Annotated in this window: 11 protein-coding genes and 1 pseudogene; 3 read left to right on the plus strand and 9 right to left on the minus strand. The window is 63.0% G+C overall.

Annotation, left to right across the window (positions count from 1 at the left end; genetic code table 11):
* Nucleotides 1-305 precede the first annotated feature (305 nt).
* Nucleotides 306-500: a hypothetical protein gene (locus IPJ59_RS35880; RefSeq protein WP_293275687.1), complete on the minus strand. Its 195-nt coding sequence runs from the start codon at nt 498-500 to the stop codon at nt 306-308.
* A 1,408-nt stretch (nt 501-1,908) separates the two neighbouring features.
* Between IPJ59_RS35880 and IPJ59_RS35885 the strand changes: the two genes are divergently transcribed.
* Complete coding sequence (locus IPJ59_RS35885) at nt 1,909-2,325, plus strand: hypothetical protein (RefSeq protein WP_293275688.1); 417 nt, start codon at nt 1,909-1,911, stop codon at nt 2,323-2,325.
* 269 nt (nt 2,326-2,594) lie between these two features.
* On the opposite strand, the gene IPJ59_RS35890 is transcribed toward IPJ59_RS35885, so the two are convergent.
* The 8 genes and pseudogenes from IPJ59_RS35890 to IPJ59_RS35910 form a co-directional block, all read right to left on the minus strand.
* On the minus strand, nt 2,595-3,416 hold the full coding sequence (locus IPJ59_RS35890; protein WP_293275689.1) for a hypothetical protein: 822 nt from the start codon (nt 3,414-3,416) through the stop codon (nt 2,595-2,597).
* A gap of 1,219 nt (nt 3,417-4,635) precedes the next feature.
* Nucleotides 4,636-5,427, minus strand: coding sequence for a WD40 repeat domain-containing protein (locus tag IPJ59_RS35895; protein ID WP_366524763.1), 792 nt, complete (start codon nt 5,425-5,427; stop codon nt 4,636-4,638).
* A complete protein-coding gene (locus IPJ59_RS38555; protein ID WP_366524765.1) occupies nt 5,310-5,618 on the minus strand; it encodes a WD40 repeat domain-containing protein in 309 nt (102 codons plus the stop codon). Before IPJ59_RS38555 ends, IPJ59_RS35895 begins: the two co-directional genes overlap by 118 nt.
* Nucleotides 5,504-5,932: pseudogene (locus IPJ59_RS38560) on the minus strand (WD40 repeat domain-containing protein); the annotation flags it as partial. The pseudogene IPJ59_RS38560 and the gene IPJ59_RS38555, both read right to left, overlap by 115 nt.
* Entirely contained in the window at nt 5,869-8,583 is a 2,715-nt protein-coding gene (locus tag IPJ59_RS35900; RefSeq protein ID WP_293275691.1) for an NACHT and WD40 repeat domain-containing protein, read from the minus strand. The pseudogene IPJ59_RS38560 and the gene IPJ59_RS35900, both read right to left, overlap by 64 nt.
* 15 nt (nt 8,584-8,598) lie before the next feature.
* Nucleotides 8,599-9,873, minus strand: a complete 1,275-nt coding sequence (locus IPJ59_RS35905) for a metallophosphoesterase family protein (protein WP_293275692.1) — start codon at nt 9,871-9,873, stop codon at nt 8,599-8,601.
* Nucleotides 9,874-10,707: 834 nt separating this feature from the next.
* Complete coding sequence (locus tag IPJ59_RS38565; RefSeq protein WP_366524764.1) at nt 10,708-11,118, minus strand: HEAT repeat domain-containing protein; 411 nt, start codon at nt 11,116-11,118, stop codon at nt 10,708-10,710.
* 171 nt (nt 11,119-11,289) lie between these two features.
* Nucleotides 11,290-12,045 (minus strand): TIGR04255 family protein, encoded by a 756-nt coding sequence (locus IPJ59_RS35910; protein WP_293275693.1) that lies wholly within the window; start codon nt 12,043-12,045, stop codon nt 11,290-11,292.
* A gap of 787 nt (nt 12,046-12,832) precedes the next feature.
* Between IPJ59_RS35910 and IPJ59_RS35915 the strand changes: the two genes are divergently transcribed.
* Both IPJ59_RS35915 and IPJ59_RS35920 read left to right on the plus strand, forming a co-directional pair.
* A complete protein-coding gene (locus IPJ59_RS35915; protein WP_293275694.1) occupies nt 12,833-13,063 on the plus strand; it encodes a hypothetical protein in 231 nt (76 codons plus the stop codon).
* A complete protein-coding gene (locus IPJ59_RS35920; protein WP_293275695.1) occupies nt 13,060-13,263 on the plus strand; it encodes a hypothetical protein in 204 nt (67 codons plus the stop codon). The genes IPJ59_RS35915 and IPJ59_RS35920 overlap by 4 nt, the downstream gene beginning before the upstream one ends.
* The last annotated feature ends 10 nt before the right edge of the window (nt 13,264-13,273 follow it).

The following is a 13,273-nucleotide window of genomic DNA, read 5'->3' on the forward strand; positions in this document are numbered from 1 at the left end:
TCGGGACAGGATCGGGCCAAGACCCGGGGATCTTGCGGCCGCGCAGGTGCCCGTCCGGGGCTCGTACGGGGGGCACGGTCGACAGCCGCGAGGCCGGATCGGGTCGCCTTTGAACCCTGTCTCGGTGTCTATTGGATATGTCCTTCGGACCAGGTTGCGTGACGCCGCGCTCGCTACCTGTCGCAGCTTGGGGCCCTCGAGACTCCTTCTGGCGCGGCCATGCGAGCGGCGGGTCGACGCGGCCGACACGATGGGCGGCCGATACCAGCGGCGCATCCATCGTCGGATGGGAAATGCCGTGGGGCTCAGCGCCAGCGGATGAGCCAGAGCACCGCGCCGGTGGTGGGATCATGGACCGCCGCGGTGGGTTGGGTCCGTTCGAGTCCGACGACCTCGCCGGTGCCGAGACGATGCAGGCGACGGAGGTCGGGCAGGTCGGGCGTGGCGACCTGCTGCGATCGTGGGAGCAGCAGCCCCGATCGCAAGGCGACGCGCGTCACTCCGGGTCGTGCATGGTGAGTGTGTGGACCAATGACCGACGTCGCGCTGGATGCTCGCAGGGGCGCGTGAAGGGCTGCGCACGACCTCGCCAAAACAGTTACTCTGGTCCGCGTCATGCTTCTTCGCGCTTCCGTGCCAAGCCTGTCGCGGCGATACGTACGAACACCGTTCACGCGGCTTCCCCGGCCAATGCGGGAGATCATGACCCGCCGTGATAGTCTCCCATGAGTGCCGGCTGCACGCCCCCTCGCGCTGACGACCTGTTCATCGCCGCGAACCCCTCGACGACCGAACGGATCCGGCTCGACGCGGAGATCAAGGAGATCGATCGCAAGCTCCGCGACTCGCCGCACCGCGACGGTATCGTCCTCGACGCCTGCTGGGCCGCCGGGGCCGACGACCTCCAGCGCGCGCTCCTCGAGCGGACCCCGCACATCGTCCTGTTCCTCGGGTCGCCAAGACGCGCCTGCAGATCGACTGGCCCGAGCACTCCACACCCCGCAGATCCGGGCCCGCGGCGGCCTGCCTGGCCGACCTCGTCCTGCTGCCCGCCGGCTCGCTGCTCGGGCGGTCGATGCGAGCGGCCGCTGGCTCAACCAAGGTCTTGTTTTAGTGACGCGACATCCGAACCGTTTCGACTCCGATTTCAACGTCATACCATCTTTAGACCCCATGCAACCGTACAATCAGGAAACTCTTGATGCGCTCCTAAATAAGGCTGTACGATTGCCGATCGATTTCGCGCAGCATGCGGTACCTCCACTGACGCCTCAGTACGCTCCACTCTTCGAGGTCCAAAAGACTGGTCTTCGATTTTCTCTGCGCTCTCTATTGCACGCCGTCGGATGTAAAACGGCTCGCTTAAGTATGAGTGAGGCACAAGAAGCCCTCCAGTGTGCATATGTTTACACAAAGGTCTTGGACATGCGGCGGAATGATATTGGCTTCAGTCAGAGGCATCTTGAATACGACTCGGATCTCCTTGGCAATCGTTCGAATGAATTGGAATTGGAGTGGCGTGTCTTCTTGCTTGGGAGGTCTGGAAGGCCCCCTGGGACCAAATGGAACCAATACCTGGAGCGAAGTCCAGATTCGACTATCGCGCAAAAGTGGGCAGTTTACGTGCAATCTTCGAGGCGAAGGGTGCATCAAGTCAGTCAACTCACAATAGACAGATTAAAGACGGATTAAGGAAAAAGGGGGAGCATCGCAAGAGGGGGGAGCGCTTCGACATCGAGCTTGTCATCGCAACCCATTTGGCTTCATATGGTGAAGGGTCGAGAATCACGGTAGCCGATCCACCATTTGATATTCCCGAATGGACATTCACCTCTTTGGCGATCAATCTTTGCTCGCCGCCATTGGACACGAGTCCTAAACTTTATAGGAGATACCACTACGGCAAGGATGGTTTATGAGGAATCACTGGAGATGCTTGGGCGTGAGCCCATGTTTCATCCACCGCCGAGAGTCATGCCGCAGATTCTGGAAGAGATACAGATCGGTAGAACTGTGTTCTCAGGAACGTGGCATCAGGGGATTATTGGCGGCTCGCCGGACAGGTATTGGATCTCAACAGCAGGACGGAAAAATCAGCGAGGTCGCACTATATTGGAACGCATCGAACACCTAGGTCCGTCTATTTCGATTTTTCAAGGTTTGGATTGCAATGTTCTTGAGATCCTTCGGTATGGAGGCATTCCTGAAGGGGGAACATCATATGAGCCTCTGGCGATGCGCCAAGCTGTAACCGATTCTGGAGAAATTGCATCTATCTTTCCAGGTGGCACCGTGCTGGTGGTGCGTTTTGAACCTTCTGAGTGAGCACCGACGGCGAATGCTCGGGGAAGTCCAGTGGAGCAGGTGGCGACCGGGTGCGGGCCCGATCGACGAGCGAGAAGGCATAGTGGCTCATATCGTCTGGCGGCCGTTGGTCCACCACACGAGGGCAACGCTAGCTGCATTGCCCTCAGCGCTCATTGGAACTCGATGTCGCTGGAGGTGCTGCTCCTGGGGAATCCTCCCCGCCCTCTGAGCCGTCTTCATCGGGAACTTGAACAGTGCACGACGCCTCGTACTTGCGCTGTAGCCACTTACATGGCCCCGCGCACGATATACGCAAAGACATGAAAATGCATAGGAGATGTCTCAGATTCGAACGTCGTGCCACCATATCCAAGGCCACCATGTGGCCGCTCCCCATAGCGGCCTTGTCCTCCAGATTCATCTTCCGGGCGGCGAGTCATTGGAGTTGGGAAGGGAAATCCAGCATGCAGGTACTGAGAGCGGTATGCGTATATCTGCTGCAGCGCCGCCCTGAGGCTGTTCCAATCGACTTGGTGATGAGGTGGCCTAACCGAGGGGGGATCAGGGAGATTTTGAATTAGCAGATCTAAAAACTTCTCTTTAACTCCGGTGATCTCCCCAGGGACCTCCGCCAACGTCTCTATCGCGCTCACACACCAGAGCCATGCGAGGTTAGCATCCTCATCACACTCGACAAGCGCCTTTTGGTACATGCGAGCCGATCGAAGAAAGGTGGCTGCATCATGTTTATTGAGATGAAGATACTTCTTGAGAATCTCCTTTGCAGGGTCAAGCCTCTCCGGATCTGTATGTGAATAATAAGGTAAGAGCGACCGCTCGGCGTGATGAAGGTGAGGAGGCGGCCCCGCGTGCTTAGGTTGTCCCTTTGCATCGAACTCAGTTCCAAAGATCCTGATCGTGCTTCCCTCAAGAAGACGCTTGTCGGTCGCCACTGACAAGACGGCCGCCATTTCGCCGCAAAATGAAATAACAATTCTTTCCCGAAATCCCAAGTATTCCCTATGCCCTTTGTGCAGTTCTTTCGGGATATATTGATCGTAAAACGAAAAGGATCTGTGGATACCTGCTCTGAAAACAAGGGCCCCCATGATGGGCTCTTGCTTCGGAACAGTATTGATGATGTCATACGGCGCGAGATCCAGATTTCACCAGCAAAGCGAGCGTCTGAATACATGACCCATTCTTCGGAATACCAAACATTCCCGTCGCGTTTGATCTCGTTCCAGTTTCTGTGCAGGGAGTTCCTTTGAAGGGCTGCAGGATGCGAAGTCCGGCGACGAATCTCTCGATGCTCCTTTGCGATTTATCAGGTGCGTCGTATGGGTTAAGATAGCTAAACATCAAGAACCCTTGAAACAATTCTTGCTTGGCCCCGCTGGGGAGCAGTCTTGATTGTTACTTCGCTTGAAGAAAGCGAACCTACTTCCCACCATTTTTTAAGCCAAGACTTTCCTTTGACGTCTATCTCGTCAATCCAAATTTCGCTGGCTAAGACGTAAGCCGTCCCCCTGTAAACTCGACGCTTTCCAGCTTCGTCCGTAGCGATGAAGAGAACGGGTTGCAGCTCGGGCTGTGTTGACTCGGTCATAAACGAGATCGAACCTCACCCGCTCGCAGAGGTCAAGCCGCCTCTCAACTTCTCGACCCCCGAGGCGCCGTTCATCCGGCTGCGGGGGCCCACACCCGAGCGTGCCGCGGCGATGCAGCGCGCGCAGCGGCTGCTCGCGGACCTCCCGGCGACGGACACGCTGACCGAACGCGGGATGCTCGCGGCCCTCGCGGCCGGCGAAAGCCGCGATGCGGCGGCCTCGCCCTGGCGGTGGGCACGACGTGCGCCGACCTCGGACCATCGCTGTCGATCCTCGATCACGGCGCCCTGGCGATCGCCTGCTTGATCGCGGCGACCGACGTCGCGGCCGCCGGCCCCCACGCGGCGGCGCTCCTCGCAACAGTCCGGACGCGCGCCCACGAATTGTCCGCCACGCTCACCGACATCGCCGAAGCCGTCACGCTGACGTGGACCGCGCGTCTGCTCGCGCACGCCCTCGGGGTCGATCCACCGCTGATCGAGCCGAGCTCCGCTCCGAGCGGCACATGGGCCAGCTGCGCTTGCGGCCGCTGCCGCCCGGGCAGGGCTCGTGGCGGCCTTGGGCCCGGGCTGGAGGCGAGAACTGGCTCTCCGGACTGGAACCGTTCCACTCGTGTTTCTTGTGCTTGTTGTGCGGATGGACAAATAAACGGCGTTCTGGCTCTCGGAGAGCTGAGATATTACTCCTGGGTCTCCGTCGTGCGCCGCTGAACACGCCGCTACGGCGCCTCGCAGAGCGGCAGCAGCAGCGGCTCGTCGTCGGCGAGTCGCAGGCCTTCGACGAACTCGTCGAGTTCGCCGAGCTCGTAGCGCGCGAGGCCAATAGTGTGCCAGACGTGGCCCTCAACGCCGCCCTGAATGCGGTAGCGCCCGTCGCGCGGGCGAAACACGACGGCGCCTGACGGCGTCACGACATGAACCGCGAGACACTGGCCTGTGGCGACGTCCCACACGCGGAGGCTTCCGTCGCTGCCCGCCGAGACGAGGTGACGCCCGTTGCTACACCAACTCGCGGCACGCACCATTCCCACGTGCCCCCACAGCGTGGTGAGAGCCTTGCCGCTGGCGGCCTCCCACACTCGCACGCTGTTGTCGTCGGACCCGCTGGCGAGCCGCGTCCCGTCTGGGCTCCACGCCACGCTCATGACCCCGGCCGTATGTCCCTTCATCGCCTGCAGGGCCTTGCCGCTGGCGGCCTCCCACACGTGCACGCTGTTATCGCCAGACCCGCCAGCGAGCCGCGTCCCGTCCGGGCTCCACGCCACGCTGCTGACCCGGTCCGCGTGCTCCTCCATCGCCTGCAGGGCCTTGCCACTGGCGGCCTCCCATATGCGCACGCTCTTGTCGTTGGACCCGCTGGCGAACCGCGTCCCGTCTGGGCTCCACGCCACGCTCATAACCGTGTCCGTATGTACCTTCCTCGCCCACAGGACCTTGCCGCTGGCAGCCTCCACACGCGCACGCTCCTGTCGTCGGACCCGCTGGCAAGCCGCGTCCCGTCTGGACTCCACGCCACAGTCCTGACCCGGTTGTGTGCCCCTCCATCGCCCACAGGGCCGTGCCGCTGGCGGCCTTCCACACGCGCACGCTCTTGTCGGAGGACCCGCTGGCGAGCCGCGTCCCGTTCGGGCTCCACGCCACGCTCATGACCCGGCTCGTGTGCCCCATCGCCCGCAAGACCTTGCCGCTGGCGGCCTCCCACACACGCACGCTCGTGTCGTCGGACCCGCTGGCGAACCGTGTCCCGTCCGGGCTCCACGCCACGCTCCTGACCCCGCTCGTGTGCCCCTCCATCGCCCGCAGGGCCTTGCCGCTAGCGGCCTCCCACACACGCACGCTGTTATCGTCGGACCCGCTGGCGAGTCGCCTCCCGTCCGGGCTCCACGCCACGCTGCTGACCCTGTTCGTGTGCCCTTCCATCGCCCGCAGGCCCCTACCGCTGGCGGCCTCCCCTACACGCACGCTGTTATCGTTGGACCCGCTGGCGAGTCGCCTCCCGTCCGGGCTCCACGCCACGCTGCTGACCCACCTTGTGTGCCCTCCATCGCCCGCAGGCCCCTGCCACTGGCGACCTCCCACAAGCGTACGCTGTTGTCGTCGGACCCGCTGGCGAGCCGCGTCCCGTCCGGGCTCCACGCCACGCTCCTGACCCAGTCCGTATGCCCTCCATCGTCCGCAGGACCTTGCCGCTGACGGCCTCCCCACACGCGCACGCTGTTATCGGAGGACCCGCTGGCGAGCCGCGTCCCGTCCGGGCTCCACGCCACGCCTATGACCATCCCCGTGTGCCCCTCCATCGCCCGCAGGGACTTGCCGCTGGCGGCCTTCCACACGCGCACACTGTTGTCGGAGGACCCGCTAGCGAGCAGCGTCCCGTCCGGGCTCCACGCCACGCTCCTGACCCCGTCCGTATGTCCCTTCATCACCCGCAGGGCTTTGCCGCTGGCGGCCTCCCACACGCGCACGCTGTTATCGGAGGACCCGCTGGCGAGCCGCGTCCCGTCCGGGCTCCACGTCACGCTCATGATCACGTCCGTGTGCCCCACGAAACCACGAAGTGGGAGCCCGCGCGTGGCATCCCACACCCAAAGCGAACCGTCCCTGTGAGTCGTCGCCAGCAGGAGCCCGTCGGGGCTCCACGCCACGGCAATGCACCCGGCTTCCCCCCCTAGGATGCTGATCACCGCCAACTCCGCTGACCAGGCCGCAGCCTCGGTGTGTCGCGCCGCGGTGCGGTCGAAGGCGCCGCGAGCCGCCAATACTCTCGCCGCCAGGAAACTTGCCCCGGTAAGCTGGGCGCCCTCCAACGTCGCACGGTCGAGCGTAGCGAAGGAAAAGTCGGCATTATCGAGCCTCGCGCCACGGAGGTCCGCTCCCCGAAGATTCGCGTGGCACAGCCTCGTCTCTTTGAGGGAGGCCCCGCGTAGATCACGGCCGGAGAGGTCGGCCCCACGTAGATCGGCCCCGTCCAGGAGGGCCCCGCGGAAGCTCTGCCCCGCCAGCGATTGGCCACGAAGATCTTGCCTCCGCACGTCCGCACTCAACTCCACGATTTCGTGCTGCATGAATGCAAGCACGAGACGCGCATTCTCGGCGAGCCGGGTCCCGGATGCGTCACTGAGCGCCCGCTTCGCCCAGGCCACGAGCCCTGCCTCGCCGACGAGCTCGCATAACACGTCCATCATGAACTCACTGAGCCGCCCCACCTCCAGCTCGGCGCAGCGCTCGGCTCGCTTGAGCTCCTCCGCGATCAACTGCGCGACGAGCCACTCCATCACGGTTTGGTGCACAAACTCAAAGCTGCCGTCGTCCGCGTGGGTGAGCAGGGTGCGACTCTGAACCATCTGACGCGCAACGTCCCGGTCGTCGTCGCAGAGTTTGCGGAGCTGCTCGCTCGTGTGCGCGTCGAGCTCGCTCGCTACGATGCGCTTCACAGTCGAGCGCCACAGGTGCAGCGCCAGGCGCGTCGCCACGTCGAGGAGCACGGCGCGTGTGGGCCCGGGTGCGCCGCCGGGCGGGTTCAAGTGCTCCTCCTGATGACCGAGCCAGTCGTCGACGATGACGAGCCGGTAGAGCTCGGCCGACGTGATCGCGTCACGCCGCGCCGCAGCTGCATCGAGCTGCGCGTCGGTCAGCCGCACGAGAAACGACAGCATCCTCGGCGTCGCCGCAAGGCCCGACAGGTCATGGACCTTCTTGAAGCGGTCCATGCGCCGCTGGCCGGCCTCCTTGCTGCCGAGCACACGCCCGAGGTATTCGGCGATCTCGACCGGGCTGAACTTCTCTGTCACCACCAGCCTGCGCCGCGCGATCGCCTGCCACTGCCCCGCGAGCCCCGCGACGTCGGGTGAAACGCGGCACATCAACGCTTCGACGGCCGCCTTGTGCGTCACGAAGTGTTCTGAACGGCTCGCCACCAGCACGCGGGCGCGATCGCGGGCGGCCCCCGCGATGCGCGCGAAGTGTTCGGGGATCGCTGCCGGCCGCACCCGGATCGCCAGCTCGTCGAATCCGTCGAACAGTAGCGCGATGCGGCCGTCGTGGAGGTCACGCTCGAACGCCCGGACAGGCAACGAGAGCCGGCGGCGCGCGAACTCGAAGGCCACCAACTCGACGACGTTCTGCGCGCGGTCGAGGCCCCGCAGCTCCACGACGATCGGCGTCACCAGGGACTGCCGCTCCATCATCGTACGGGCTACCTCGCGGAGGAGAAACGTCTTGCCCGTACCCGCCGCACCCAGCACGAGGACGAAGCTCCCCTCGGGCTCGCACAGAACCGAGGCAACGCGCTCCACCGCCGGATGGACGGTCTCTGTCCGGTCGTCCACGGGGCTCCAGAGCCTGACGCGCTGCTCGATGTAGAGTTCATGGGCGTACTCGAGGTCGCCGTCGAGACGCGCCCGGAGGAGCTCCTTCACGCGCTCCGTGTCGATGACCCGTTCGTAATCCATCCGCCTAACCAGCGTGATGCCCCCCTCCGCGGCGCGAGCGACCACGCGATCGTCCAGAAGATCATGACTCGCCACAACCAGGTCGCTGACCCGCCCGGGGTTTCCCCTGCGACGGAAGGGATCGTGCACATCGCCCGCCCAGCGGTTGATCAGTTCGAAGCTGGCAGGGCCCTCGTGCGCCCCGAGGACGTAGACTCCGCGAGCCCGGTCCGTCACCCGTGCGTAGTCCTTCTATGGGCCAGGGTTGCGCACCCGTCGAACCTCGACACGGCCCCCCTCGTCGCGGACCTTGCAGATCTCGATCACCTGCGCGAGCAGGTCGTCCCGCGCAGGCTCGAGACGAGCACGCCCGTATGGGTCACCGGAGTCGTCGTCCCCTCCATTGTCCAACTTCAGACTCGCCTGCCGCTCCCGGCCGCCGAACGTTGCGCTACACCGCTGGTGCTTGCACCGCTGGTGGTCCTCCCACTTGTCGCCCTTCGTGGAGATGCGGTTGTCGCCGACCCACTTGCGCTCGTGCGGCACGTACTGCCGTCCCCACCGGTGCAGCCCGTGCCGATGCACCTGTATGATCTGGTACTGGTTCGGGATCTCCTCCGGCCGCTCCTTAGCGACCACCGATGCGCTCCCCGTCGAGACAACCGGAAGTGTCCCCGCCAGCCACTCGATACGACCGTGGTGGGTGTGGCCATGGAGGAGCGCGTTGAGCAGCTCGCCAAGGCGGTCGCGGAGCAGGTCCACGTCGCGGAGGTTGTGGTCGTCACCGACCGGCCCGCGGATGGCGTTGTGGTGGACGAGCCCGATGCGCAGCCACTCCTTCGCCTCATACGCCTCGAGCTGCCGCCGGAACCACTCGAGCTGTGACTCTCCGAGCCAGCCGTAGTGGCCGAAGATGCTCTCGGGGACGTTCGGCTTCTTCGGGTCGGGCGCCTCCTGCTCCTTGTGGCTCTCGCGCATCGTGGAGTTGAGCCCGGCGACCACCGTCTGGAGGTCCGGCAGCTCATACAGCGTCCACGGCTGTTCCTGCGTGAAGCTGTATTTCCCGCCGTACAGGGTGTCGAAGAACTGCGCGAACGGCTCCCACTTGGGCCACCAGGGCTCCTTCGGCGTCTCGTCGTCGCCCGCGCAATTGGCGAAGTAACCCAGGCACTTGTTCCGGTTGATGTCGTGGTTGCCGGGCACCACGAGCACCCGCTCGACGCCGTGGCCCAAATGTGCTGCGAGCCCGCGACAGAAGCCTAGCACATCGTCGTATTCCTTCTTCAATCCCCACTCGGCGAGGTCGCCCGTCAGCGCAACGATGTCCGGATTCGGAACCTTCGCTTTGCGGAGTACGTCGAGGTCGTCTGTCACGCGCCGGAGCAGCGTATCGAATGACTCGTCCTTTGCGCCAAGCCCCAGCCGCCCGAAGCGGTGGTTCACACCGAACTGGATATCGGACAGATGAAGGATTGTGACTGTCTTCTCGTCCGTTGCGCCGGAGGTCTCACGCGGGATCTCTGCCATGCCGGCGCGAGTCTACGCCTAAGTGGCGCGAGAGGATAGTGGGTGCGGAGTCCCTCGAGGTCCAGGCCCTGGTTGATGAGTTGCTCCAGCACAAGGGCAAGCGCCCTGGTGTCGCCAGTGCTCGTCGACGTGGAACGGTTGTGGCGGAGGCTCAGGTAGCCTTCCCAGCCTTGATTCGTCGCGGTATTTGATCAAAGGCAGCCTTTCCGCTAGTTGATACCAGAATCCTCGATCATTTTGGTATTTTATTCGGACGAGTCGTTGGATCGGCTCATGTTCTAGGATGTACTGACGGGCGACCGCGATTTGCAACCATAGTTCGAATTCTTCCTCGAAAAGTCTGGTGATCCGTTTCCAGCCGTTCTCCTTACCCGGCAGGTGCATCGTCTTGGTTCAGCAGATCCGCAATCCCTTCCAACATCACAATGCGGGGGATTTCATTAACACGCGCGTGGTCACTATCATAGAAGTCCGCCATCTTACGCGCTACACTTTCATGGCCTTCATATATATCATGATGGGCGGCATTGTACGCCGCGGGCCAGGGCGGTTCTGCGTCACTCGACCGAAGGCGCCCTCCAGCGTCGAATACCTCAGAGTCGAGGAATCGATAATAAAAGGCCATCACCGGGCCTGGCCCACGACGCGCACCGTGGAGCGAGGCTACAACCAGTTCTGGTGGGCAATCCTCCGTAATGTGGGCCACGCTAATGTCATCTTGTGGACGTCCTCGAAAATCAGCGGCTCGCGCCTCCGGTGTTCCAGAGTCGGTCCACGCGCTTGGCACGTCGACCATCCTACAGAATGGCTTTCCACTCGCGGTCGTCATGATACCTAGCCGAGGACACGGAGGACGTGCTCCATTGTCAATCGGGTGTGCGGGTGCGTCTCTCGCTCCAATGCCGAGCGTAATGCGTCGATGACCGAACGATCGCCAATCTGCCAGATGGCTTCAGCTGCAGCGGTTCGCACGGCCGGATGAGCCAATGTCAGGATGTACAATATGTGAGGGAGTACAGTCTCACGACGCGCGAACCCATCTTCCGCAATGCCACCGAGCAGACGTGTTGCCGCAAGGACTTCAGGTAGGGTCCGCGATGGCATATCTGTGGCAATGTTAGCCAGGTAAGATATGTCGACTCCGGAGACTACGGTAGGGTGCAATTGCAGGTAGTCGAGTATGCTCTCAGGCAAGCAATTCCACAACGCCTCCCGGTGCGCGGCGCTCGCTTGACTCCACTGCATTCTCAGCCACTTTGAGGGACCAACGAGTGGCTTCGCAAGTAGGACGGACTCGCCCTCGCCAATGACGCGCGAACCAACAGCAGTATCGTCGTCAGGCGGCTCGAATGCTGGATCCGTCGTAGGGGTAGAATGGCTGACCCAGCAGACATGCGGCAGTGGCGGTGGTTAGGATCATTGCAGCGACTCCTTTAGCTTCGGCCCCATGAAGCCGAAGAACAAGTCATTCTTGAATTCACGAAGGTCTTCTAGGATATCCCAGATATCTGCGCTCGCCGCCGGCACCTCTTGATCGAGCCAGGCTTGTATATCGTAAATGAAGAATCGAAACGGACCGCCGTCGAAAGGGGCTGGTCTAAAATTTACGATAGCCTTGTGTTCCGGTGACACAGAGTGTGAGAGTGAAATATGTTCGTTGAAACCGTCAATCGGGCCGAGTTCCCGCGGAAACTGAGGGTAAATCTTGAACCAATCAGCGAGCGCGCTCGCCTCGGATGGGATGCGTATACGGTTGATGTAACGCACTCCCAAACGAAGCGTCCGCTCCGGTGCTGTAGCGGTTACGTAGTGGTGCCAGGCGTCCCGGGCTTCGTCACGAAGTTCCTGCCATGAGGTATATCCGTGAAGGCGGCTATACGTAAATCCATCACGTCGCGCCTGGAAGGCGCGTCGTTGGGTATCGTTGATAAACAAGAAACCGCGCACGTCGTGCATTGTACTGGTGACCGAAGCCTGCCCCCCCAGCGAGAGTGCGGCTTCAAACTCACGCTGGGCTAAAATTCGTGGGAAATCCCCGACCTTCAAGCCAACCCCCTGCAGTGTTTCAGCGTCCAGATCCCGGTTCGGCACGCGGATCTCGATCAAGGCCTCCGAGATCGGTGCCTTGGTTCCGAGGTTCCTGCGGTCGGCAATAAGACGAGGAAGACTCATAGTTTCCTGAAGTGGCTGGCGTCGAGGCTAACGCCTGCGAAATCTTGCCGCAAGCGGCTGCACACCTGAGCAGGCCACAGGCTCATCACTGCGGCGAGCCACAGTCTATTCCCTGCATTGGGGCGACAACCATCACCACATCCGCCAGCGCGGGCGCACAGCGCGTCGCATCCACCGAGCTACCGTCACCTGCTGCGGCTGGCGGAGATCTTCGGGGTGCCGAGCTGCTCGGCGGCCGCGGCCTGCGACAGCAGGTGCGAACAAACATTCGCACGTGTGGGCGCTCACCCCAGGCTCCGGCGGCGAGCCCGGATCCTCGTCGTCAACAACCGGCGCTGTGCAAGCGGGGTGTGGACAGGGGCATGCCGTCTTGAGGAGGTCAGCTCTCATGTTGAACGAAGTCGCCGCGGCTAAGCGCCGCACGGATCCCGCCCCAAGACATGTGGGCCTCGAGTTGCTGATGCACCCAGGCTGCCTGCGCCGGGGCGTGGACGGGCCACCGCGCCATGCGACCGCGGGCTCCCCCGAAGTAGATCTCCGGGGCTGGTAGCACGCCCATCTTGGCCCAGCGGAGCGCCGTGCCTGGGGAGACACCCGCGGCGGCTGCCACCTGTGCGGTCGTGACCCAGTCTCCCACCCGGCGCGAGTGTAACTGCGCGGCGCGGCCCGCTTCTACCCTTCCAATTTTGCGTCCGGTGTTGTAGTACGTGAAATAAGCGAAGAATAAGCAGGGAACAAGGGAGAAGTAACTGTGAAACGACCAGCCAAATCCGCTCCCCCGCTCTCTGTGGTCCCGAGCGAAGGGACCCCAGCGCCCTATCTGGGCCGGGTCATCACCCTCGAGCTTTCCAGTGGGCACGTCCTGGAGCTGGGCGTCGCCCACGTCGTGAACATGCGGGTCATGGAGCTGGACCTCCCGCTGAACTCTGCGGCCGTGTACGACGGGCTGGGAACCCTGCTGCACCGGACCAGCTTCGAGAGCTGGCTGGCCAGGTTCAGCCGACGGCAGGCGCCATGAGCCAGCAGGTCGAGTATCTCGGCGATTACCCGACCGTCGACGAGTACTTCAGGTCTCAGCTCGAGGAGCTGGTGATCCCTGCCGGCCTGTGGCTCCTCGACTGCCTCGACCCCGAGCGGATCCGTGAGCGATTCGAGGCCGGTGTGTTCCGCTACTTCGTGGCCAGCGGCTGCGTTTTCAGGGTGTCGACGGACGAATAGCGAGCGCGGG

The sequence above is a fragment of the Nannocystis sp. genome, assembly GCF_016714285.1.
In the GTDB taxonomy this organism is placed as follows: domain Bacteria; phylum Myxococcota_A; class Polyangia; order Nannocystales; family Nannocystaceae; genus Nannocystis.